Source organism: Streptomyces spongiae, from assembly GCF_009377185.1.
Classification (GTDB): domain Bacteria; phylum Actinomycetota; class Actinomycetes; order Streptomycetales; family Streptomycetaceae; genus Streptomyces; species Streptomyces spongiae.
In genome coordinates this window covers 86,299-109,125 of the sequence record NZ_VJZC01000001.1, presented here as the reverse complement: position 1 = coordinate 109,125, position 22,827 = coordinate 86,299, and the positions used below count along the sequence as shown (strand labels likewise).

The window sequence follows — 22,827 nt, the reverse complement described above, 5'->3', positions numbered from 1 at the left end:
TCGGAAGGAGGTCGCGGCCGTCCTCGTCGAAGGTTCAGGCACGGCGAAGACGCGGCGAAGTGATCGGTGTCGGCGGCCTCGTCCTCGACGAACAGGTCCAGGACGAGGCCCGGGTCGGCCTTGACCTCCACGACGAGCATGGCGACCGACTCCTTGTGCGCCACCTCCGATTCGCGCGGACGACGGCCATCGCGCGATCCGGGGACGACCGTGACAGTGCTCGCCCACGAGGACACATGCTGCTCAAACCGCTTGCGGACGCCATGGCGAGTAAGGCAGCCGACAACGGCTGGGCCGGAGTCGTCGTCGACGGCGCCGTCCGTGACGTCGCGGCGCTGGACAGCCTGCCGATCGGCGTGCGGGCGCTCGGAACCGACCCGCGGCGCGGCCTCGTACGAGGGCCGGGCGACCTGAACGTGCCGGTCACCCCCTGAGCTGAGTCGATCAGGTGGCGGCGTGCACCAGCGACTCCCGCCCGGGCGTCGAACCACCGATCCGGGCGGTCGCCCGTGCGGCGGCGTCCCGGATGGACGGGCCCACGCGGTCGAGGTTGTCCCAGTCCAGCTCGCTGGAGAAAGTCATCGTCATCAGCGCCAGCATCGGCTGACCGCCAGGGCCGAAGACGGTCGAGGAGGCCCCGCTGTGCGCGACGTTGAACTGCCGGATGCTGCATCCGTATCCGCGCTCGCGAACCTGCGTGAAGACCGCGGACAGCTCGTCCAGGCCGGTGCTCGTGAACTCGGTGAAACGTTCCACAAGTCGGCTGCGGGCGAGGTCGACGAACTCGTCGAACGGACGAAAGGCCCAGAACGCCTGCATCAGGCCCGGCGCGGAGAAGGGGAACCGATCGCCGACGTCGACCGTCACCCGCACGCCGCGGCCCGGGTCACCGACGGCGACCACGGTGTAGCTGCCGGATCCGTCCTCCTGTGCGGCGAAGACGACCAGGCCCAGCCGGCGGCAGAGCCGTTCGACCTCCTCCTTGATCACGGAGAGGATCGCCTCGTCGCCGAGCCCGGCCAGCGCGGAGAGTCCCGGCCCGAGCGTCCAGCCGGAGCGATTGCCGAGGTTGTTGACCCAGCCGGCCTGCTGAAGGGTCGCCAGGATGTTGTAGCAGGTGGAGCGGTTCAGGCCGAGCGCCTGCGCCAGGATCCCCGCCGACACCGCCCGGGGTGCCTCGGCCGCGATGCGCTCGACCAGTCGGATCGCCGCACTGACCGCGGGCACCTCGTTCGCCATGGACTGCTCCTCAGGCCTTTGTCGCTCCGATGGAGGGAGCATGGAGGACAGCAGTGTCCTCGACACAGGACATCAGTGGCAAGTCGATCGGCTGCCTGGAGCGGTAGTTTCCAGGTTTTCACAGCACCTTGCGCATATTCGTAACGGCAATTAGTGTTCTTGGCGAGACATCTTGTTCTCTAGAACGGACAGAACTCCTACGGTTCCACAGGAGGAATGCAAATGATCTTCCATGTGTCCATCCCGGCGGACGACCCTCAGCGCGTGGCCGAGGTGATCGCCGAGATCTGGGGCGGCGAGGCCTTCCGCTTCCCGCCGTGGCCGGGTGCCTGGGTCGCCATCGCCGGTGACGAGCACGGTACGACCTGCGAGGTCTACCCGCGCTCCCAGACGATGGCCCCCGGCAAGGGCGAGGACGACCCGGTGTGGCCGAAGCTGGACGAGTCTCCTTCGAAGTACGTGGCCTTCCACTTTGCCACCTCGACGGACAAAAGCCAGGACGAGATCATGGCGATCGCCGAGCGTGAGGGATGGCGCACGCTGCGCTGCCCGCGCGGGGAGTTCTTCGACGTGATCGAGGTGTGGGTCGAGAACCGGCTCCACGTCGAGGTCCTCACGCACCCGATGCAGGACGACTACCGCAAGAACGTCAACATGGAGATGTGGCGCTGGACCCAGGAGGACGCCGCGTGAGCGGCTCCCCCGGTCTACCGCAGCTGCCGACCCTGTCCCTGGCCGAGCGGGACCGCCGGTGGGGTCTGCTGCGCGAGATGATGCGGCGCAACGACGTGGAGTGCCTCCTCGTCCCGCCCGCGCCGGTGCGCTATCCCGCCGACACCTACTTCACCAACGACATCCCCGGCTCCGCGGTCGTCCTCCCACTGGAAGGCGAACCCGTCGCCATCCAGCGCGGAGCGTCCGTCGCGGGATCCTGGCTCCAGGCGCAGGAATGGGGCGAGGGCAGCTGGATCCCGGACATGCGGTTCGGACCGCGCGCGCCCGCGATGGTGCGGGTCCTTGAGGAAATGGGCCTCGCTCAGTCACGGATCGGGACGATCGGCATCCTCAGCGGCCCCAATCTGCTGCCGTACGGATGGACCCCGCAGCCGATGTGGGCCTACCTCCAGAAGGAACTGCCGAAGGCCACGTTCGTCGACGTGCTCGATGACTTCACCGGAATCTGGCTGGTGAAGAGCGACGAGGAACTCGCGCTCTTCCGCTACGTCTCCCAGCTGGCCGAGCAGGCCTGCCAGGTGATGCTGGACGTCACCAGGCCGGGGGTGAGCGAAGTCGAGATCTACGCGGCGGTGCTGCACGAGTTCCACCGGCACGGCGCCGGCATGGCGCACGACCTCTTCGTCCACTCCGGCCCGGACAACCTGAGCTGGGACGCGCCGCGCTGGCTGTACCGCGCCCAGGCGCCACGTGTCGTCCAGGAAGGGGACATGGTCCTCTCCGAGATGATGCCGACCGTCGGCGGGCTTGAGGCGCAGGTGCAGATGTGCGTGGCGGTGGGGGACGTTCATCCGGACTTCCACCGCGCCTCCGAGGTCGCCAGGGAGTCGTACGAGGCCGGTCTGGAGGCTCTGCGGCCCGGAGTGAAGTTCGGCGAGGTCGCCGACGCGATGGCGGAGCCACTGCAGCGGGCGGGAGCGTGGCACATCACGCCGCTGATCCACAGCCTCACCCCGCTCACGATGGTCGGCCGGGTCACCCGGGGCACCGATCGCAGCATCACGGACCGGTTCAAGCAGGTGGACGAGTTGCCGGGCACCGACCTCGATGTCGTCCTCGAACCCGGGATGACCTTCCAGCTCGAACCCGACGCGGTCTTCGGGCGACGCCAGGTCAACATCGGCGGGAACGTGATCGTCACCGAGGACGGTCATGAGGAGCTGAACTCCCTGCCCACCTGTATCCGCTTCGCCCGGACCTGACGGCGTCGGCCGAGCCGGATCCACCGACCCACCGCACGAGGAGCACCCCGCAGTGACCGCACTGGAGTACGACGTCGCCGACCATGTGGCGACCATCCGGCTCAACCGCCCCCAGAAGCGCAACGCGTTCACCTTCGAGATGGTCAACGACTGGGCAGACCGGCTCGTCGACGCGCAGGCCGATCCGGAGGTACGCGTCATCGTCGTCACCGGCGCGGGCAGCGGCTTCTGCTCCGGTATCGACCTGTCGTGGGTGGAGGACCACGAGCAGGCGCCCCTGGAGTTCAAGCAGGCTCTGACCCATCACATCCATCGCGTGCCGCTCGCCCTGGAGGGCATCGACAAGCCGGTGATCGCCGCGGTCAACGGCGATGCCATGGGCGCGGGACTGGACATGGCGCTGATGTGCGACGTCCGACTGGTCTCCACGACAGCGCGGATGGCGATGTCCTACGTGAAGGTCGGTCTGGTGCCCGGTGACGGGGGATGCTGGCTGCTGCCCCGGCTGATCGGCATGCCGCGGGCGCTGGAGCTGCTCTGGACCGGGGACATGATCGGTGCCGAACGAGCCGCCGAGCTCGGCATGGTCAACAGTGTGCACGGGCCCGACCAGCTGATGGACGCCACGTACGCCCTCGCGGCACGGCTGGCGTCCGCGCCGCCGGTGGCGGTGCGGATGATCAAGCGAACGGCGTACCAGTCGCAGCGCCTGGACTTCCGCACCAGCCTGGACCTCATCTCCTCCCATATGGGTGTCGTGCGCTCGACCGAGGACTCGGTGGAGGCCTACCGGGCGTTCACCGAGAAGCGGCCCGGAAAGTACGTGGGCCGATGACCGCGCTCAGCGGACTGCGTATCGCGGACTTCTCCAGAATCCTCGCCGGGCCGCTCACCACCATGCTGCTCGCCGACCTCGGCGCGGAGGTCGTCAAGATAGAGCGGCCGGACGGCGGCGACGACACCCGGGCATGGGGACCGCCGTACACGCCGGACGGTCGGGCGACGTACTTCCTCGCCGTCAACCGCAACAAGCACAGCGTCGTCCTGGACCTCGCGACGGAGGAGGGCCGCAAGCGCGCCCAGGACCTGGCCGTGGACAGCGGCATCGTCGTGGAGAACTTCCGGCCCGGTGTGATGGACCGGCTCGGCCTCGGCTACGAGGAACTCGCGGCCCGTCGCCCGGATCTCATCTACTGCTCGATCAGCGCCTTCGGCTCGGGCGGCGGTGCGTCCCTGCCCGGTTACGACCTCATCGTGCAGGCCGTGGGCGGCCTGATGAGCATCACGGGATCGCCGGACGACGAGCCGCAGAAGGTCGGCGTCGCCGTGATCGACGTGATCACCGGCCTGTACGCCGCGGTCGGCGTGGTTTCCGCGGTGCGGCACCGCGAGCGGACCGGAGAAGGCCAGCGGATCGAGGTGGACCTGCTCAGCTGCGCGCTGGCCGCGTTGTCCAACCAGGCCTCCGGCTACACCGCCGGCGGCGTCGTGCCCACGCGGCTGGGCAATGTGCATCCGTCCATCGCGCCCTACGAGACCCTGCCGACCGGCGACGGGGAACTCGCCGTCGCCGTGGGCAACGACCGGCAGTTCCGTTCCATGTGCACCGTCCTGGGTGCCTCGGAGCTCGGATCCGATCCCCGGTTCGTGGTCAACACGGCTCGGGTCGCCCACCGTGAGGCGCTGCGCACCGAACTGACGGCGCGCCTGGTCACCGACGGCGCACAGGTGTGGGCACAGCGCTTGAACGACGCCGGAGTGCCCGCGGGGCCGGTCAACGACATCGCCGCCGCGTTCGAGTTCGCACGCACCCTCGGGCTGGAGCCGACCGTCGACATCGACGGCACGGTCGTCACCCGCAATCCGCTCCGCATGGGTGGGACCCCGGTGTCGTACCGACTGCCTCCGCCACCCCTGGCCGAGGACGGCCAGGGGCCCCGGTGGGCCGACCAGGACGCTGCAGGAACTGAGGCAGCCGGACCACCGGCACCATACGAAACCTGAGGAGACGAGCGTGGAACCGCAGACGACAGATCCCGTCGCCGCGCGATCCGTGACACCCGGGAAGGTGAGCCGCAGCCCGTTCGGGCCGTCCGACCAGATCGGCATGCTCAACCTGATGACCGACGAGTCCCGGGCCGCCGCGTGGGCCGACGCCGACCCGACGACGATGTACGACCTCTCGGTCGACTACCACGTCGGGATGCCGTCGTGGGCGGGTCTGGGAGACCCGACCTACCAGATCTGGATGTCGCACACACCGCAGGGCAGTGTGAACGAGAACGTCCTGGGCGTCGGCGCCGAGCAGAACCGGCACGTCACCTACTCGGCCGACTGCATCGCGATGTTCACGCACACCGGAACCCACCTCGACGCGCTCAACCACTTCGGGCTCGACGGCATGATCTGGAACGAGGTGCGCGCCGACCAGGAACTCGGGAGCCGGCACTGGCTCAAGGCCGGTGCGGAGCAGCTTCCCCCGGTGATCGCCCGCGGGGTCCTGCTCGACGTGGCCGCGGCGGCCGGTGTCGACGTCCTCCCGGACTCCCACCGCATCACCGCCGACGAACTGAGGTCGGTGATCGAGCGCCAGGGCACGGAGATCCGCCAGGGCGACGTCGTACTCGTGCGGACCGGGCGCATGCGCCTGTGGCACGACAACAGGAGGTATCTCCACAACGAGGCGGGACTCGACCGCGAAGCCGCCGCACTGCTCGCCGAGGCGGGAGCGATGATCATCGGCGCCGACAATGTCGCGCTGGAGGTCATGCCGAGCGTCGACCCGGACAACTGGCACCCGGTGCACACCTACCTGCTCGGCGAGTGCGGTATCCCGATCATGGAGAACGCCTACCTGGAGGACATCTCCGAGGCCGGGCTGTGGGAGTTCGTGATGTTCGGCGCCGGGCTGCGCCTGCGCGGCGCGACGGCGGCGCCGATGAGGCCACTGGTGTTCCCGATCCGCCCCGGTGCCACCTTCCGGTAGGCCGCCCGCACCACACGCCCTCAGCAGGGCCTTGAGGGTGAGCGATTCGCCGCCCTGGCGAAGTATGCGTCCTGCCCGCAGGACACTCCTGCCTCCCGTCACCCGTCGACCCCCTTGCATTCGCCACCCGCCACCCACCCTGTTATCGAGCGTGGGTGGCGGGTGGTCGCCATGTGCCGGTGGCCTCATAGAGGGCTCCTTTCCTGCATCTTGACGGCATGTAAACGCACTCGTAGTGTCCTGCATACAGAACAAGCTATCCTCCATGGCGGTCATGCGATGAAACTGGCGTCCTCATTCACGATTCCCGCAGCGGCAGACAAGGTCATGACCCTGTTCCTCGACCCGAACACGATGCGCTCCTGCATCCCGGGGTGTGAGGAACTCGTCCAGACCGACGAGACGCACTACAAAGGCAGCCTCGTCAACGAGGTCGCACACGTGCGGTTCAAGGCAGGCTTCGCGGCCGAGATCACCTCCATGACAAGGCCGGAGAACACGTCCGAGCCGATCGTGGTCAAGGCCGTCCTGCGCGGTGAGGACCGCCGCCTCGGCAGCACCATCAAGATCGACGCGACGCTCACCGTGACCCCGCTGGCCGCGGGGAGCCGCGGGGAGACCGGCGAGGCGTCCGAGGTGAGCTACGAGTTCGAGCTCGGCATCCGGGGCAAGCTGGGCCGAGTCGGCGAGGCCGTCGTCCGCAAGCGCACCACGGAGGTGGAGAAGCACTTCGCCGAGGCACTCACCGCGATCTGCACCGGACGGCCGGTGCCGCAGAGCGGGAACGAGGGCAAGAAGGCGGCCACCCCCGTACTCCGCGCCGTCCCCGCCGCCCAGGCGCCCGGAGCCGACAGTACGACGGCGGGACTCCCGCAGGCCCAGTCGGCCGACGCGGTCCAGTTCGTCGTGGCGCCCGCCGCCGAGCGGGCGCGCCAGGACTGGTTCGTGCTCGCCCTCTCCGTCGCCGCCGCGTTCGCCTACGGCATCCTGTTCGGCCGCCGCAAGGGCGACCGTCGGTGAGCGCCGGCCGCGTCCACCGCCCGGAGACCCTGGAAGAGGCGACCGCCCTGCTCGGCGAGCTGGACGACGTGATGGTCTACGGAGGCGGCACCGCCATCCAGATCCTGCGCAAACAGGGCCTGCTCTTCACCGAGGACTACGTCGACATCGCCGGGATCCCCGGCCTGCGCGACCTGACAGTCACCGACGACGACATCACCATCGGCACACTGGTTCCGCTGCGCCGGGTGGAGACCGACCCGCGGACCCGTCGGCTCGTCCCGGTCGCCGCGGCGGCCTACGGGCAGGCCGCGAACCCCCGGGTCCGCAACACCGCGAGCGCGGGCGGCAACATCGCCCACGGCGACTACCGGCTCGACCCGCCCACCGCGCTCGTCGTCCTCGACGCCACCGTCCACCTCGCGTCCGCCGCCGGCAGCCGCGAGGTGGCGGTCCGGGAGTTCTTCACCGACTTCCAGGAGACCGACGTCCGGCACGGCGAGATGATCACGGCCATCACCGTGCCCCGCCAGCCCGACGGCTCCCGCAGCAGCTTCGTCAAGATGCGCAGCCTCAGTGAGAACGACTGGCCCTGTGCCTCCGCCGCGGTCCTCGCGGTGCCCGAGGACGGTTTCGTCGAGATCCGCATGGGGCTCGGCGCCGTCGCCCCCACCACGGTCTACCTCGCCTTCGACGTCACCCCGGACATGGACGAACAGCAGGCCGTCGAGGCCGCCCTCGACATCGCCGACTCCGTCATGGACCCGATCGCCGACATCCGCGGCAGCGCCTCGTACAAGGCGCGGCTGGGCCGGGTCGCCGTCGAGCAGGCCGTCCGCAGCAGTCTGAAGGAGCTCTCCCGTGACTGAGGTTCTCCCCGACGCACAGCCCGCCGGAACCCGGCAGGCCGAGACTGAGCCGCGCTACGGCGTCGGCGAGCGCCGCAAGCGGTTCGACGCCCTCGGGCGAGTGCGCGGCACGATCCGCTACACCGGCGACGAGGCCAACCCGCCCGGCACGGCGTTCGTCGGCGTCCACCGCAGCACCGCGCCGCACGCCCGGATCGTGGCCGTGCACACCGAGGACGCGCTCGCCATCGAAGGCGTCCTCGCCGTGGTCACCGGCCGCGACCTGCACGAGGTGCTCGGCGACCGCATCTACACGGGCCCCGCCTTCGCCGACCAGCCATGCCTGGCCGTCGACAAGACACGCTTCGTCGGCGAGGCGATCGCCGCGGTGCTTGCCACCGATCCCGACATCGCCCGTGCGGCGGCGGACGAGATCGCCGTCGAGTACGAGGAGCTGCCGCCCGTCTACGACATCGACGACGCCCTGCGCGGCGAGGCCTTCGTCCACGAGGAGCTGCGCCCGAGTTCGGTCTTCGCCGACCTCGCCCATCTGCACGGGGTGCGCGGCACGAACGTCAACTACGAGTACCGGCAGATCCTCGGTGACGCGGCCGCCGAACGCGAGCGGGCCGCCACGACCGTCTCCGCGACGACATGGGCGCCGCCCACCCACCATGTGCCGATCGAGCTGCCGTCCACCTCGGCCTGGGTCGACAGCGGCCGGCTGGAGATGCTCTCCACCACCCAGACCCCGTCGTACGTCCGGCAGACCGTCTCGGACCTGCTCGACATCCCGCTGTCCCGCGTGCGGATCATGACCCGGCCACTGGGCGGCAGCTTCGGCTGCAAGATGTACGACCGCCTGGAGCCGCTCGCCGCGGCGCTCGCCTGGACCACGGGCCGCCGGGTCCGCATCGACGCGACCCGCGAGGACGCGTTCCTCCTGACCACCCGGCACGGCGCCAGGGTCACCGGCTCGATGTCGGCGGACGCCGACGGCAACATCGTGGCCGTGACCTCGGACGTCCGCTACGACACCGGTGCCTTCGCCGACGTCGGCCCGCGGATCGCCGCCAAGTCGGGTCTGGTCGCCCCGGGGCCGTACCGGATCGCCGCCGTCGACGTGCGCTCCCGCTGCATCTACACCAACAAGGTCTCGGCCGGCCCGTTCCGCGGCTTCGGCGTACCCCAGGTCACCTGGTCGCACGAGACCCTCATCGACGAACTCGCCCGCGAACTCGGTGAGGACCCCTACCGTTTCCGTCGGCGTCATCTCCTGCGCGAGGGCGACATCGCCACCGTCGGCACGAAGATGCACAGCGCCGACTTCCTCACCTGCATCGACGAGGTCACCAAGGCCGTCGGCTGGGACGACCCCACTCCGCGGGGCGACGGCCGGTGGGTGCACGGCAAGGGGGTCGCCGTGGGCATGAAGGCGGTCCTCACGCCGACCATCGCCAACGCCACCCTCAACCTCAACCAGGACGGTTCCGCGACCCTGCTGATCAGCACGGTCGACATGGGGCAGGGCAGCGACACGATCATGTCGCAGATCGTCGGCGAGGTCCTGTGCCTCGACAGCCGCCGGATCCACGTCGTCCGCGCCGACACCGACGCGACCCCGTACGACACGATCACCGCCGGCAGCCGTTCGACCTATCACACCGGCAACGCCGTACGGCTCGTCGCCGAGGCGATGCGGAGCAAGCTGCTGGGCTTCGCCGCCGAGCGGTGGGGGGTGCCCGCGGACGAGCTGGTGCTCGACGCACAGGGCGTGGTCCACGAGGCGAAGGAGCTGCGCGACAGCCTGCCCGACCTGGTGCGCGCGAAGTTCGGCGCCCGTGGGGCCACGGTCACCACGGCGGAGAACTTCACCAGCTGGTGGGTGCCCTACGACCATGACACAGGCCTGTCCGAGAAGGTGACCGAGCACTGGTTCGCCGGCGCCGCCGCCGTCCGTCTCGCGGTCGACACCTGGACAGGGCGCATCCGCACCCAGCACCTCGCCATCGCCGGTGACGTCGGCCGGGCCATCAACCCGACACTGGTCGAGCAGCAGCTGACCGGCGCGGCGATCATGGGCATCGGCCACACGCTCTTCGACGAGATGGTGTTCGACCAGGGGCAGATCACCAACGCGACGATGCTGGACTACCAGTTGCCGTCCATCAAGGACCTCCCCGAGAAGCTCACGCCGGTCATCGTCGAGAGCGCCCACCGCGACGGCCCGTTCGGCGCCAAGGGCGTCGGCGAGACCACCATCCTGCCGATCGCTCCGGCGTACGCGGGCGCGGTCCGGGACGCCTGCGGTGTAAGGATCACCACTCTGCCGCTCACGCCCGAGCGGGTACTGAACCACCTCGCCGACGCGGCGGACCCCGGGAAGGCCGGACGATGAACGAGATCACCCTGGACGTCAACGGCACCCCGCACAAGGTCGCCGTCGAGGACACCACTCTGCTGCTGGACGCGCTGCGCCGGCGGGTCGGGGTCACCAGCGCCCGCGAGGGGTGCGGGGTCGGCGCCTGCGGTGCCTGCACCGTCCTCGCCGAGGGCCGCAGCGTGTCCTCGTGCCTCGCGGTGGCCGTGCGCTACGACGGCACGCCGCTGACCACCGCCGACGGACTCCCCGAGGACGACCCGGTGGTCTCCTCCTTCGTCGACAGCGACGCCATGCAGTGCGGCTACTGCATCCCCGGCTTCGTCCTCATGACCAAGGAACTGCTGTCCGAGAACCCCTCGCCCAACGACGAGGAGGTCAGCGATCACCTGGAGGGCAACATCTGCCGGTGCGCCACCTACCCGGAGATCATCAAGGCCGTCCGCCTCGCGGCGAAGAGGAGTGCCACGTGACCCTGGAACGCCCGTGGGGCTCGCTGAACTACCTCGACGAGGGATCGGGCCCCCTCGTCGTCCTGCTCCACCCCCTCGCCGAGGCCGGTGAACTGTGGCGCCGGTGGATCGACGAACTCACGCCGCACTTCCGCGTGGTCGCGCCGGACGCCCGCGGCCACGGCGACTCGTCCTGGGACGGACAGCAGTTCTCCGTCCCCGACCTCGCCGACGACGTCGCGGCCCTCGTTGAACACCTCGACGCCGGACCGGCCCGGGTGGCCGCGCTCTCCATGGGCGGCTGCACGGCGGTCGCCCTCGCGGTACGGCACCCGCGGGCCGTGCACAGCCTCGTCCTGGCCGACACGACCGCCGACTACGGGCCGGAGAAGGCCTCGGCCTGGGGGGAGCGGGCCGAGAAGGCCGTCACGGTGCCACGGGAGAAGCAACTCCTCTTCCAGGTCGACCGCTGGTTCTCACCGAGCTTCCTCGAACACGACCCGGCCGAGGTCGAACGGGTCTCCCGGATCTTCACCGGGACCGACTCCCAGGCGCACGCCGCCGCCTGCCGGGCCCTGGGCGCCTATGACGACTCCGCGCGGCTCGGGGAGATCAGCGCCCCCGCTCTGGTGCTCGTGGGTGCGGAGGACTACGCCACGCCTCCGGCCATGGCCGAGGCGCTGCACGCCGGCATCGCCGGCTCACGCCTCCACGTGCTCCCCGAGGTCCGGCACCTCAGCCTCGTCGAGAGCCCGCACGCCCGGGCCCTGGCCGGAGAGCACCTCAATCGCTGAGCGAGGGACCGCGGCGAATCCGCTTCGCGGTACGGAGCAGTTCACAGCGAAGAGGACGTAAGTCACTCTCACGGGTCTCGCCCGAGGACGGTACAGTCCTCTCTGTAGGACTTACGCAAGCGGGCTCGACTATGCGGCAGCGAACGTGGCGACGCTCGCGACTACCAGGGAAGATGTCCGTGCCAAACGAGGTTCCCGCTGTGAGTGCAGCGGTCCGCATTCTTGAGCGTCTTGCCGCGGAACTGCCGCGAGCCGTTTCGCCGACGGTCCTTGTGAACGAGCTCGAACTCAACCGTTCGACTTGTTACAACATCCTGGCGACACTGCAGCAGGCCGGCTGGGCGAACAAGCTGGAAGCCCGCGGCGGCTGGACGCTCGGCCCCGGACTGCTGGCTTTGACCGGGGTCAGCGACGACTCCGTCGCAGCAGTGGTGCAGGAGGAGATCGACAAGCTCAGCCAACGCCTCGGTTACGTCGTCTTCGCCGCCAAACAAGACGGATCGGGGGGATACACGGTCATTGCGACGGCGGATCCCCGGCGCGGAGTGCGGATCGTGGTCGACGTCGGCGACCGCTTCCCCTTCTCCGCCCCCGCACTCATGCAGGCGATGTACGCACATCGGCCCTTTGGAGACTTCCTGGCGACCGCCCGGAGCAAAGTCATCGAGAAGTTCACCGAACACACGGCGGTGGACATCGACGCACTGGAGAGGATCTTCTCCGAAGTGCGCAGGCGTGGCTTCAGTACGAGCGTCCGTCAGTTCAACCTCGCCCAGAGCGGTGCTGCGGCTCCGGTCTTCGACCGGGAGGGCAAGCCTCATCTCGTGGTGGCCACGCTGGCCTTCTCCAGTGAACTGGACGAGAGCAACATCGCCTCGGTCGGACAGTTGATCAGCACCACTGCGGGGCGCATCACCGACCGCACCGGTGGAACGCAGGTGCCTGACGCCGGATTCGACGAAGCAACGGTGGCATCCGCCTCGTAGACGAGACACCCGGGCGCCTCCCGCGACCGTTCCCCCCTGACGCGTCCGGCCAGCCAATCTCGCGACGTGTGTACGGCCGTGATCTCCCTCGCAAAGCGTCGGGGCTTGTTCCGGCCGACCCGCTGCGGGCCACGGGGCCCGCTTGCCGTCCGCGTCCCGTGTAGCGCTTGGCCACGGCGACCACCAAGCGGAGGTCGGCCTCGGTGACGTGGTTCTTGGCTCGGCGTCCGTCCTCGGTGAGCAGACCGAGTGGCGATGAGCCGGAGGTAGTCGCTGACCTGGTCAACAGTGCCGCTCTGGGCGGGCAGTCGACGCGGAGGACCGTCCGCCTCGTCGTCCTCGGAGAGCGGGAGATCCTGCGGGCCCCGCAGATCCGTCGCGTTCATCGGTTCTCCGACAGGTGGTTGAGGAACTGTCCGGTGTCCTCCTTCGGGGCCCTCCAGGGCGGACTCCACCAGCCGTTTGGTCAGCCGCTGGAGCAGCCCGCCCTCGCCGGTCAGCTGCAGGCCCTCGGCCTGGGCCCGGCTCACCAGTTCGTCGATCAGATGGTCGTCCACGGCCTTCGCCGACACAGCCGCTGCCGACTCGACAGCCTCGTGCTCGGCCAGATTCTCACTGGTCATCGATGCATCTTCCATGATCGGGAGTGGCACCGAACGATTACGGTCCCGCGCCCGGCTGCAGCATCAGCCCCACGAACGGAGCAACGAGCAACCCGCCGTCACAACCGGCTGCAGTAGCAGAAGAAGCCCAGCTTCTTCGGCGATTACGAGACCAGCAGGTTCTTCGCCTGCTGGTGGTACACGGGTCCACGCGCGGATGACCAGCGAAAACGCCCGCGATCGCGACAAGCAGCGGTGCGCCGGCCCGGGAGCGGTCCGGATCTTGGTCTGTGACCGTGGCCGACGGGTTCCCGCCCATGTACGCGGTAAGGGCCAGCAGTTGCGGATCGCTCGTGGTGTGCTGTCCCGTGGGCAGAGAGATAGATACGGGTGCGAACCAAACCGGCGCCCACCGCCTGCGCATCCACGACTGGACCCAGGTGGAAGTGCGGTCCTGGCACCGGCCCGACCGCCGCCACTGGGGGGGCGCTCAACACGGTTTGTACGCCCTCGTGGTGTCGAACGGCTCGGAGATCTCCAGCCTGCTCAACAGGCCAGGAGCACCTGAGTGGAGCGGGCGGCACCGCCTCCGACCCTCCCGCTCCCCTGCCCAACACGTACAGACCGAAGAACTGCCGCACGATCTCCTGGGGCGCGGCACCCTGGCCGCTCTCCTCGACTTCTTGCACCGACATACCTCGAGCGTATGCGATCAACAGGATATCTGATGCGAATATTCACGTTGACACGAGTATTCGCATCATGTTCTCTTGGGCGGGTGACCCGGAGACGCATTCCGGATGGTCGTCACGCAGCAAGAAGGGCGTCGCGATGGACGTGCAAAAGCAGGACAACCTTGGTGTCGACGTGATCTTCCGGCCGGCGAATCCGCTGGACACACCCGGAGCTCTCGTACCTCCGCTCCAGCCCGGCACCACGGTGCTGCCCAAGGGGTCGGTGCACGCGGAGAGCGGCATGGCACTGCCGTGCGACGTCCGGATGGACCGGGACGTGGCCGTAACGCTGCGCGACGGAACGGTTATCTACGGCGACATCTACCGGCCCACCGGCGACGAGCAGGTCCCGGTGATCCTGGTGTGGACCCCGTACGGCAAGTACGGGGGGTGGTGGAACCTCCACATGAAGCCGACCGTGTTCGGGGTGTCCCCTAAAGACGTGTCGGGCCTGCAGGCGTTCGAGGCCCCCGACCCCGCCTACTGGTGCAGCCACGGCTACGCGGTCGCCGTGGTCGACGTGCGCGGCACCGCCCGCTCCGGTGGCGACATGCTGTGGTGGGGCAGGGCCGGCGGGCGCGACGTGTACGACACCGTCGAGTGGCTCGCCGAGCAGGAATGGTGTTCCGGCAAGGTCGGCATGGCCGGCAACTCCCAACTGACCATCCTGCAGTGGTTCGGCGCCGCCGAACGCCCCCCGCACCTGGCGGCCATCGCCCCGTGGGAGGGCTGCGTCGACATGTACCGGGAGGACATGGGACGCGGGGGCATCCCGGAGACCAAGTTCCACAGCGAGGACGTCGCGGCGTTCCTCTACGGCGAGAACCGCTTCGAGGACCCCGCCGCCATGCTCACCGAGCACCCGCTGATGAACGCCTACTGGGCCGACAAGCGCGCCCGGCTGGACCAGATCGAGGCCCCCGCCTACATCGTCGCCAGCTGGACCCACCCCATCCACTGCCACGGCACCCTGCAGGCGTTCCGGGAGATCTCCTCCACCGACAAGTGGCTGCGCGTCAGCAACGAACTGGAGTGGGTCGACCTCGCCGACCCCGACAACGTCGCCGACCTGCGCCGCTTCTTCGACCGCTACCTCAAGGGCATCGACAACGACTGGGAGGACACCCCGCGCGTGCGCCTCTCCGTGCTCGACCCCGGCGGCACCGACCAGGTCGGCCGACCGGAGAACGAATGGCCCCTCGCCCGGCAGGAATGGCGCACCCTCTACCTGAACCCGGCCGACGGCACTCTCTCGGAGGAACTGCCGGCGCACGAGGCGGTCGCCCGCTACCAGGGCGACGATCCCGCCTCCTCCGTCACCTTCACCTGCACCTTCGACGAGGACACCGAGATCACCGGCCACCTCAACCTGCACCTGTGGGTGGAGGCGGAGGCCGCGAACGACATGGACCTGTTCGCCGCCGTGTACAAAACCGACAGCGACGGCAACCGGCTGCATCACGTCGAAGTGCGTAGCCCGGAGATGCGTGCGGTGGTCCTGAGCATGGAGACCGACGGCCGACTGCCCGCCGGCTTCGGCTACGAGGGCCCCAGTGGCCGCCTGCGCGTCTCCCACCGCGCTCTGGACCCGGAACGCTCCACCCCCTCCGAGCCCTACCTCACCCACGCCGAGGAGCAGTTGCTCACGCCGGGCGAGTGCGTCCCGGTCGAGCTGGCCCTGTGGCCCACCTCCCTGCTCGTCCACGCCGGCGAACGCCTGATCGTCGAGATCGCCGGCCACCCCGTGGGCAACGTCTCCGTACCGCCCATGCCCGGCCCCGACCCGGACGTCCCGACCCGCAACAAGGGCGCCCACCTCATCCGCACCGGCGGCACCTACGACTCCCACCTGCTGCTACCCGTCGTCCCCACCACGGCGCCGCGCGGCTGACGGACCGGGACGGTTCGCGTACCCCGACCTTCCACCCGCGCAGGGCACACAAGCCGGAGCTGCCCCCGGATTCGTGGAGTCCCTGAAGCCAGGCTTGTGTTCCTGGCCCATAGGAGAACCACGAGCTGTGGCCAGCAAGGAGGCCCTGCGCGGCTGGGTCCGCCAAGCCGCGCAGGGCGTTGGGGGCGCCGCCGGGGAACGCGACGACCGGATGACCACCGCGGAGCACGAAGAATCGAAGCAACCTCGCAAAGAAGTCGCGGAGTTGAGGCGAGCGAACGAGATCCTCAAAGCGGCGAGTGGGCTCTGCGCCCAGGATCTCGACCATCCCCGGACGAGGCCGACCGAAGGTGCGCGAAATCGAACGCGGCGTGAACCGCCTCGGATTCAAGGGTGTCATCATCAACTCCCATACCCGCGGCGAATATTTGGACGACAAGAAGTTCTGGCCCGTCCTGGAAGCCGCCGAAGCCCTCGACACACCGATCTACCTGCACCCCAACACGCCTTCGCCGCGCATGATCGAGCCGATGCTCGAAGCCGGCCTGGACGGTACCGTGTTCGGCTTCGCTGTCGAGACCGGACTGCACCTGCTCCGAGATCTCGGTCCGAGATGCGGCGCGGATGACGCATCGGACGAGGAGTCCGAAGGGCGCCCTGCCGGGCTGCGACCGTTCAGGCTCCCTCACGGCGGTACAGGAGTACAACATCTCCAGCCTGCTCAACAGGACAGGAGCACCTGAGTGGAAACCGGCAGTGCCGCCTTCCGCTCCTCCCGCTCACCCCTTGCCGAACACGTACAGACCGAAGAATTGCAGCACCAAGTTCTGAGCCACCGCGACCGGACCGATTGCCCCAACGCCTTGCTTATCCCGCATACGGCGATCGTACGCGACAACCTCCACGCTTGCTGCACGTTTTAACGTTGACACAAATAGTTGCATCATGTTCGCTGATGTGTGGCCCCGGGCCCCGTCCACCGGATGGCCGGACAAGCAACGGAGGGACATGGTGATGGACCTGCACGAGCAGGACAACCTCGGCGTCACAGTGCGCTACCGGTCGGCGAATCCGCCGGACACTCCAGGAGCATTCGCACCGCCGCTCCAGCCTGACACCAAGGTGCTGCGGAAGGGGGCGGTGTACGCGGAGAGCGGTATGCCGCTGCCGTGCGACATCCGGATGGATCGCGATGTGGCCATAACGCTGCGCGACGGAACGGTTATCTACGGCGACATCTACCGGCCCTTCGACGAAAGGCGGGTGCCGACGATCCTGGTGTGGACCCCGTACGGCAAGTACGGGGGGTGGTGGAACCTCCACATGAAGCCGACCGTGTTCGGGGTGTCCCCTAAAGATTTGTCGGGCCTGCAGGCGTTCGAGGCCCCCGACCCCGCCTACTGGTGCAGCCACGGCTACGCGATCGCCGTGGTCGACGTGCGCGGCACTGCCCGCTCCGGTGGCGACATGGTGTGGTGGGGCAGGGCCGGCGGGCGCGACGTGTACGACACCGTCGAGTGGCTCGCCGAGCAGGAATGGTGTTCCGGCAAGGTCGGCATGGCCGGCAACTCCCAGCTCGCCGTCCTGCAGTGGTTCGGCGCCGCGGAACAACCCCCGCACCTGGCGGCCATCGCCCCGTGGGAGGGCTGCGTCGACATGTACCGGGAGGACATGGGACGCGGGGGCATCCCGGAGACCAAGTTCCACAGCGAGGACGTCGTGGCGTTCCTCTACGGCGAGAACCGCTTCGAGGACCCCGCCGCCATGCTCACCGAGCACCCGCTGATGAACGCCTACTGGGCCGACAAGCGCGCCCGGCTGGACCAGATCGAGGCCCCCGCCTACATCGTCGCCAGCTGGACCCACCCCATCCACTGCCACGGCACCCTGCAGGCGTTCCGGGAGATCTCCTCCACCGACAAGTGGCTGCGCGTCAGCAACGAACTGGAGTGGGTCGACCTCGCCGACCCCGACAACGTCGCCGACCTGCGCCGCTTCTTCGACCGCTACCTCAAGGGCATCGACAACGACTGGGAGGACACCCCGCGCGTGCGCCTCTCCGTGCTCGACCCCGGCGGCACCGACCAGGTCGGCCGACCGGAGAACGAATGGCCCCTCGCCCGGCAGGAATGGCGCACCCTGTACCTGGACGGCTCCGACGGCAGCCTCTCCGAGCATCCGCCGCAGCAGGAGGCAGTCGCCCGCTACCAGGGCGACGATCCCACAGCCTCCGTCACCTTCACCCTGCCGTTCGACGAGGACACCGAGATCACCGGCCACCTCAACCTGCACCTGTGGGTGGAGGCGGAGGCCGCGAACGACATGGACCTGTTCGCCGCCGTGTACAAGATCGACAGCACGGGGAGGCGACTGAACCACATCGAGGTGCGCGGCAACGAGGCCCGCGCCGCGATCATGGCCCTGGAAAAGGACGGCCGACCGCCCGCGAAGTTCGGCTACTCGGGGCCGAACGGCCGGCTGCGGGTCTCCCACCGCGCTGTGGACCCGGAACGCTCCACCCCCTCCGAGCCCTACCTCACCCACGCCGAGGAGCAGTTGCTCCTGCCGAGCGAGTGCGTCCCGGTCGAGCTGGCCCTGTGGCCCACCTCCCTGCTCGTCCACGCCGGCGAACGCCTGATCGTCGAGATCGCCGGCCACCCCGTGGGCAACGTCTCCGTACCGCTCCTGCCCGGCCCCGACCCGGACGTCCCGACCCGCAACAAGGGCGCCCACCTCATCCGCACCGGCGGCACCTACGACTCCCACCTGCTGCTACCCGTCGTCCCCACCTCGGCGCCGCGCGGCTGACGCGCCGGGCAGGGACCCACAGGCACGCGGGAAGCCTGCCGGAAGCAGGACCTCCGCAGGCCGGACGCCGTTCACGGGCCGGTGCCGACCGACTGTCATCCGCCCGTTCCGGCCGGGCCTTGGCCGACCCGGAAGGCCAGACGGTGTGCGGGATGCGGTTGCGGTTGCCGCGCAGCACCGAGCAGTTCGTCCAGCACGCCCAGACCCACCTGCGCACGGTGGATACCAACGCGCGCCCGCAGGGTTCTTCATACGCAACTGCCGTTTCTCGACCTGATTCCAGGGTGCGGCTGATTCCAGGGTGCGGCTGGACGTGCGTCGCCCCGGCCGACGAGCAGCGGGCCGGCGCCGCCCGTGGTCGCCGGCCGGCGCGCACACGGACGGCACCGGCCGCGTCAGGCTCGGCGGCCACTCTCTGAACCTGCCGCGAGCAGTCCGTTGACCACCAGCGTCGCCAACGACTCCGCCGTGGCCGTGAGCTGATCCGATGAGGTGGTTTCCGGCCTGCCCAGACGCCGCGCCAAAGGCCCGTCCACCATTCCCGAGACGGGAGGGATGACGGCGAAGAACAGCACGTCCCACGGGACGGGCGCCATGCGTCCCGCGGCAACGAGCCGTTCGATGCTGGGCACCATGAGCTGCAGGACCGGAGCGATGTAGTGCTGGTAGAGGTAGTCCAGCCGCTCGGTGTCCCGGGAAAGCTCGTCGACGAAGACCCGTCCGATCAACGGCGTGTCCACCGCGGCCCGGTAGAAGCCGGCGATGATCAGGTGCAGCCGGTCGGCATCGTCGAGCGAGGGATCCGCCTGCGGCAGGCGCGCCAGCTGCGCCCCCAGGGCAGAGTCGATCACTGCACGCCAGAAGGCTGCCTTGGACCCGTACCGGTCGTTGATGAAGTTATGACTGACCGCCAGGCGGCGGGCCAGCTCCCGTGCGGAAGCACGGTCGTACCCGAGCTCGGCGAAGGCCTCCAGCCCTCGCAGCAGGATGCTCTTCTCATCGGGCACCGCGGGACTGCCCGCGCCCGGGCGCCCCGGCCGTCGCGCGGATTCTGTTCCGACTCCCACAATCGCCTCCTTACGGATCGCCCCTGACTTCCGGGCTCACCAACACTTTACTTGACACTCGTCAGAATACAGCTAATCTGACATGTGTCAGAGCTGCTTCTGACGTGACATGAGCAACAGGCCCAATTGCTCTTCGCAGCGCTGACCTGCACGGATCACCACAGGACCACCTCTCCCCCCGCACCCCGCGGCCGACCAGAACGACGTACGCCGGACCCGGCCGCACCCTCTCGGAAAGTGAGAGACACACATGACCGCACACCACTCGTTCCGCAAGGCCCCCGAGCGCGTGGTCGACCTGGAGGCGGCGCGGCGTCGGCACGGCGCGCAGGCCGACCGCGTGGTGACCCTGCTCACGGCCGGGGATCCGCTCGCCGATGCCGTCGTCGCCGAACTGGACCTCTACGGCCCGCAGGCGCGGCGTGCCCTCGACCTGGGCCTCAGGAATGGCCTGGCGAGCCTGGACGAGCAGCCCCCCACAGCCGTCGCCGCGCTACTGAAGCAGCTGGAGGCAACCCCTTCCTGGGTCGACCCCCTCATGCTCCATCGCGGCGATGTCGTGAGCTTGTCCGTGCCTCCCATGTGGTTCGGGCTCTGCGCCATCACCAGTGCGCTCTCCCACACCTACGCGTCCCCGGCAACCGCACGGCTGCTGGCCCGAACCGGCAGGCCGACGGACATGGCTGCGCGCCGACTCGCGGAGGCGGCGGTGTGGGCGCGGCAGACCATACGGCCGGGAGCACTACTGCGCGGGCGGCCGGGGTACGTGGCCACCGTCGAGGTCCGGCTGCACCATGCCCGCATGCGGGCCACGTCCCTCACGGACTGGGACATGGGCGCTCCGGGGCTGCCGATCGGCCAGCTGGACATGGCCCGCAGCTGGCTCGGCTTCACCCTCAGCGCCTTCCAGGCCCTGGCGACCGTGGGTATCGACATCAGCCCCGACGAGGAGCGCCACCTCTACCAGTACTGGTCGTACGTGGCCCATCTCCTGGGACTCGACGACAGCCTCCATCAGGACGTGGCCGACCACGTCGGCGCCCGCCGTCTGCAGGACCTGTTGGACGCCACGACGCCCGCACCCGACGAGAACTCAACGGCACTGACCGCCGCCCTGGTCGACGCACAGGCTCGCGCGATGGCCGGCGTTCCAGGCACCGACCTGTCCGAGGCGCAGCTGCGCCACCTCATCCACAGCGTGCTCCAGCGGGCCTTCGGAGAGGAGTGGGGGGACCGCCTGGGCATCCCCGGCGTCCCCGCTGCCACCTGCCTGCTGCCTCTCATCGGCCGGCTCAACCGTGAGGCCCGGTACTGGCAGACCTACTCCCCCACCTCGGCCGCAGAAGCCCGCCGTCGGGCGCTGGAGGGACCCGGGCCGCAACTGAAGGCAGCCGCCCATCCCTGTGGCGCCTCTTGTCGGCGGCACGCGGGAGCCCACCTCTCGGGTGTCTCGGCGGCCTGAATCTGCCTGAGAGTCGGTGCCCGGATCACCGACCGAATCGTGTGACGAGCTCCAACGACGCAGCCGTCCCATCCCGCATCACCGAACGTCCCGTCCTCGTTTTTCCCACTTCCTCTGGAGCTTCGTCATGTCCCAGACCTCCGCCGACACACCGAACATGGCCACCGTGTCCCAGCTTCCGCCCTCTGACGCTCCGCCCCGCCATCGCTGGTGGATCCTCGCCGTCATCGGCGTGGCCCAGCTCATGGTCGTCCTGGACGCGACCATCGTGAACATCGCCCTGCCCTCCGCACAGAAGGACCTGGGCTTCTCCGACGGAGACCGGCAGTGGGTCGTGACCGCCTACGCCCTCGCCTTCGGCAGCCTGCTCCTCCTCGGCGGCCGCATAGCCGACCTCTTCGGCCGCAAGATGACCTTCCTCGTCGGCCTGGTCGGCTTCGCCGGGGCCTCCGCCCTCGGCGGCGCCGCGACCAGCTTCGAGATGCTCGTCACCGCCCGCGCGGGACAGGGCCTGTTCGGCGCACTGCTCGCCCCGGCTGCCCTGTCCCTGCTCACCACGACCTTCACCGACCCCAAGGAACGTGGCAAGGCCTTCGGCGTCTACGGCGCCATCGCCGGCGCGGGCGGCGCCATCGGCCTGCTCCTCGGCGGTCTGCTGACCGAGCACCTCGACTGGCGCTGGACCCTCTACGTCAACCTCGTCTTCGCCGCCGTCGCCCTCATCGGTGGCGCCCTCCTCCTCCAGCGCACCACCCGCGACAAGACCGCCACTCTCGACATCCCCGGCGCACTGCTCGTCGGCGGCGGCCTGTTCAGCCTGGTCTACGGCTTCTCCAACGCCGAAACCCACGACTGGAGCTCCGTGGAAACCTGGGGCTGGCTGGTGGCCGGTGCCGTGCTGCTCGCCGTGTTCACCTGGTGGCAGACCCGCTCCACCCACCCCCTGCTTCCCCTGCGCGTCCTGCTCGACCGCAACCGCGGCGCCTCCTTCTTCTCCGTCCTGATCAGCGGCGCCGGAATGTTCGGTGTCTTCCTCTTCCTCACCTACTACCTGCAGCAGAGCCTGGGCTACACCCCCGTCAAGACCGGACTGGCCTTCCTGCCCATGGTCGCCGCCCTCATGCTCACCTCCACCCTCGCCTCCACCGTGCTGATCCCCCGTATCGGCCCCAAGCCGGTGGTGCCGCTCGGCATGGGCCTGGCCGCCGCCGGCATGGCCTGGCTGACCGCCCTCGACCTGAACAGCAGCTACACCACGGACGTTCTGCCTCCGCTGGTCGTGGCGGGCCTCGGCCTGGGCCTGGTGATGGCCCCGGCCATGAGCCTGGCCACCGCCGGCGTGGAGGCCAAGGACTCCGGTGTCGCCTCCGCCACCGTCAACGCCATGCAGCAGGTCGGCGGCTCCATCGGTACCGCCCTGCTCAACACGCTCGCCACCAGTGCCGCCACCGACTACCTGGCCGGCAAGAACCCCAAGGACCCCGCCGTCCAGGCCCAGGCCGGCCTGGAGGCCTACTCCACCGCCTACTGGTGGTCGGCCGTCTTCTTCGCCGTCGGCCTGGTCGTCAGCGTGGTGCTCTACCGGCGCGGCGTACCCGCCCAGGACCCCGACGCGGCGCCCGTCGTGCATATGTGAGACCCC

At 69.3% G+C, this 22,827-nt stretch carries 19 protein-coding genes and 1 pseudogene; 17 read left to right on the top strand and 3 right to left on the bottom strand.

The window, feature by feature from the left end; all coding sequences use genetic code 11:
* Positions 1 to 236 precede the first annotated feature (236 nt).
* Positions 237 to 434 (top strand): RraA family protein, encoded by a 198-nt coding sequence (locus FNH08_RS00480; RefSeq protein WP_152769193.1) that lies wholly within the window; start codon positions 237 to 239, stop codon positions 432 to 434.
* Between the two features lie 10 nt (positions 435 to 444).
* On the opposite strand, the gene FNH08_RS00475 is transcribed toward FNH08_RS00480, so the two are convergent.
* Positions 445 to 1,239 carry an IclR family transcriptional regulator gene (locus tag FNH08_RS00475; RefSeq protein WP_194238311.1) on the bottom strand — a complete coding sequence of 265 codons (795 nt, stop codon included), beginning with the start codon at positions 1,237 to 1,239 and terminating at the stop codon, positions 445 to 447.
* 222 nt (positions 1,240 to 1,461) lie between these two features.
* On the opposite strand from FNH08_RS00475, the gene FNH08_RS00470 reads away from it, so the two are divergent.
* The 11 genes from FNH08_RS00470 to FNH08_RS00420 all read left to right on the top strand — a co-directional run bounded on the left by FNH08_RS00470 (position 1,462) and on the right by FNH08_RS00420 (position 12,621).
* The gene (locus tag FNH08_RS00470; RefSeq protein ID WP_152769191.1) at positions 1,462 to 1,932 is read left to right on the top strand and encodes a hypothetical protein; all 471 of its coding nucleotides are present in this window, start codon (positions 1,462 to 1,464) and stop codon (positions 1,930 to 1,932) included.
* Complete coding sequence (locus FNH08_RS00465) at positions 1,929 to 3,176, top strand: M24 family metallopeptidase (RefSeq protein WP_194238310.1); 1,248 nt, start codon at positions 1,929 to 1,931, stop codon at positions 3,174 to 3,176. Before FNH08_RS00470 ends, FNH08_RS00465 begins: the two co-directional genes overlap by 4 nt.
* A gap of 52 nt (positions 3,177 to 3,228) precedes the next feature.
* A complete protein-coding gene (locus FNH08_RS00460) occupies positions 3,229 to 4,011 on the top strand; it encodes an enoyl-CoA hydratase/isomerase family protein (RefSeq protein ID WP_322723380.1) in 783 nt (260 codons plus the stop codon).
* On the top strand, positions 4,008 to 5,180 hold the full coding sequence (locus FNH08_RS00455; protein WP_152769189.1) for a CaiB/BaiF CoA transferase family protein: 1,173 nt from the start codon (positions 4,008 to 4,010) through the stop codon (positions 5,178 to 5,180). Before FNH08_RS00460 ends, FNH08_RS00455 begins: the two co-directional genes overlap by 4 nt.
* 10 nt (positions 5,181 to 5,190) lie before the next feature.
* A complete protein-coding gene (locus FNH08_RS00450) occupies positions 5,191 to 6,162 on the top strand; it encodes a cyclase family protein (protein WP_152769188.1) in 972 nt (323 codons plus the stop codon).
* A gap of 171 nt (positions 6,163 to 6,333) precedes the next feature.
* The gene (locus tag FNH08_RS00445) at positions 6,334 to 7,182 is read left to right on the top strand and encodes a CoxG family protein (RefSeq protein WP_322723388.1); all 849 of its coding nucleotides are present in this window, start codon (positions 6,334 to 6,336) and stop codon (positions 7,180 to 7,182) included.
* Positions 7,179 to 8,030 (top strand): FAD binding domain-containing protein, encoded by an 852-nt coding sequence (locus FNH08_RS00440; protein ID WP_286249509.1) that lies wholly within the window; start codon positions 7,179 to 7,181, stop codon positions 8,028 to 8,030. Before FNH08_RS00445 ends, FNH08_RS00440 begins: the two co-directional genes overlap by 4 nt.
* Positions 8,023 to 10,407 (top strand): xanthine dehydrogenase family protein molybdopterin-binding subunit, encoded by a 2,385-nt coding sequence (locus tag FNH08_RS00435; protein ID WP_322723377.1) that lies wholly within the window; start codon positions 8,023 to 8,025, stop codon positions 10,405 to 10,407. Before FNH08_RS00440 ends, FNH08_RS00435 begins: the two co-directional genes overlap by 8 nt.
* On the top strand, positions 10,404 to 10,862 hold the full coding sequence (locus FNH08_RS00430) for a (2Fe-2S)-binding protein (RefSeq protein WP_152769186.1): 459 nt from the start codon (positions 10,404 to 10,406) through the stop codon (positions 10,860 to 10,862). The genes FNH08_RS00435 and FNH08_RS00430 overlap by 4 nt, the downstream gene beginning before the upstream one ends.
* On the top strand, positions 10,859 to 11,635 hold the full coding sequence (locus tag FNH08_RS00425; protein WP_322723376.1) for an alpha/beta fold hydrolase: 777 nt from the start codon (positions 10,859 to 10,861) through the stop codon (positions 11,633 to 11,635). Before FNH08_RS00430 ends, FNH08_RS00425 begins: the two co-directional genes overlap by 4 nt.
* 131 nt (positions 11,636 to 11,766) lie before the next feature.
* Positions 11,767 to 12,621 (top strand): IclR family transcriptional regulator, encoded by an 855-nt coding sequence (locus tag FNH08_RS00420; RefSeq protein WP_152769185.1) that lies wholly within the window; start codon positions 11,767 to 11,769, stop codon positions 12,619 to 12,621.
* A 433-nt stretch (positions 12,622 to 13,054) separates the two neighbouring features.
* On the opposite strand, the pseudogene FNH08_RS51400 reads toward FNH08_RS00420, so the two are convergent.
* A pseudogene (locus tag FNH08_RS51400) lies at positions 13,055 to 13,244 on the bottom strand (IS256 family transposase); the annotation flags it as partial.
* Between the two features lie 810 nt (positions 13,245 to 14,054).
* Here FNH08_RS51400 and FNH08_RS00400 point away from each other — a divergent pair.
* The 3 genes from FNH08_RS00400 (at position 14,055) to FNH08_RS00390 (ending at position 18,656) form a co-directional block, all read left to right on the top strand.
* The gene (locus tag FNH08_RS00400; RefSeq protein ID WP_194238308.1) at positions 14,055 to 15,848 is read left to right on the top strand and encodes a CocE/NonD family hydrolase; all 1,794 of its coding nucleotides are present in this window, start codon (positions 14,055 to 14,057) and stop codon (positions 15,846 to 15,848) included.
* 350 nt (positions 15,849 to 16,198) lie between these two features.
* Positions 16,199 to 16,591: an amidohydrolase family protein gene (locus FNH08_RS00395; protein WP_322723374.1), complete on the top strand. Its 393-nt coding sequence runs from the start codon at positions 16,199 to 16,201 to the stop codon at positions 16,589 to 16,591.
* Between the two features lie 202 nt (positions 16,592 to 16,793).
* Positions 16,794 to 18,656 (top strand): CocE/NonD family hydrolase, encoded by a 1,863-nt coding sequence (locus tag FNH08_RS00390; protein WP_152769182.1) that lies wholly within the window; start codon positions 16,794 to 16,796, stop codon positions 18,654 to 18,656.
* 395 nt (positions 18,657 to 19,051) lie between these two features.
* Here the strand turns inward: FNH08_RS00390 and FNH08_RS00385 are convergent, their stop codons facing one another.
* Positions 19,052 to 19,663, bottom strand: a complete 612-nt coding sequence (locus FNH08_RS00385) for a TetR/AcrR family transcriptional regulator (RefSeq protein ID WP_322723372.1) — start codon at positions 19,661 to 19,663, stop codon at positions 19,052 to 19,054.
* A gap of 310 nt (positions 19,664 to 19,973) precedes the next feature.
* On the opposite strand from FNH08_RS00385, the gene FNH08_RS00380 reads away from it, so the two are divergent.
* Entirely contained in the window at positions 19,974 to 21,185 is a 1,212-nt protein-coding gene (locus tag FNH08_RS00380; RefSeq protein ID WP_152769181.1) for an oxygenase MpaB family protein, read from the top strand.
* Between the two features lie 127 nt (positions 21,186 to 21,312).
* The gene (locus FNH08_RS00375) at positions 21,313 to 22,821 is read left to right on the top strand and encodes an MFS transporter (protein WP_152769180.1); all 1,509 of its coding nucleotides are present in this window, start codon (positions 21,313 to 21,315) and stop codon (positions 22,819 to 22,821) included.
* The last annotated feature ends 6 nt before the right edge of the window (positions 22,822 to 22,827 follow it).

What these genes read in the sequence shown, in the direction of transcription:
- FNH08_RS00480 (WP_152769193.1), top strand. Translation starts at nt 237, where the DNA reads ATGCTGCTCAAACCGCTTGCGGACGCCATGGCGAGTAAGGCAGCCGAC.
- FNH08_RS00475 (WP_194238311.1), bottom strand. Translation starts at nt 1,239, where the DNA reads ATGGCGAACGAGGTGCCCGCGGTCAGTGCGGCGATCCGACTGGTCGAG.
- FNH08_RS00470 (WP_152769191.1), top strand. Translation starts at nt 1,462, where the DNA reads ATGATCTTCCATGTGTCCATCCCGGCGGACGACCCTCAGCGCGTGGCC.
- FNH08_RS00455 (WP_152769189.1), top strand. Translation starts at nt 4,008, where the DNA reads ATGACCGCGCTCAGCGGACTGCGTATCGCGGACTTCTCCAGAATCCTC.
- FNH08_RS00445 (WP_322723388.1), top strand. Translation starts at nt 6,334, where the DNA reads ATGTGCCGGTGGCCTCATAGAGGGCTCCTTTCCTGCATCTTGACGGCA.
- FNH08_RS00430 (WP_152769186.1), top strand. Translation starts at nt 10,404, where the DNA reads ATGAACGAGATCACCCTGGACGTCAACGGCACCCCGCACAAGGTCGCC.
- FNH08_RS00420 (WP_152769185.1), top strand. Translation starts at nt 11,767, where the DNA reads ATGCGGCAGCGAACGTGGCGACGCTCGCGACTACCAGGGAAGATGTCC.
- FNH08_RS00400 (WP_194238308.1), top strand. Translation starts at nt 14,055, where the DNA reads ATGGACGTGCAAAAGCAGGACAACCTTGGTGTCGACGTGATCTTCCGG.
- FNH08_RS00390 (WP_152769182.1), top strand. Translation starts at nt 16,794, where the DNA reads ATGTTCGCTGATGTGTGGCCCCGGGCCCCGTCCACCGGATGGCCGGAC.
- FNH08_RS00380 (WP_152769181.1), top strand. Translation starts at nt 19,974, where the DNA reads ATGACCGCACACCACTCGTTCCGCAAGGCCCCCGAGCGCGTGGTCGAC.
- FNH08_RS00375 (WP_152769180.1), top strand. Translation starts at nt 21,313, where the DNA reads ATGTCCCAGACCTCCGCCGACACACCGAACATGGCCACCGTGTCCCAG.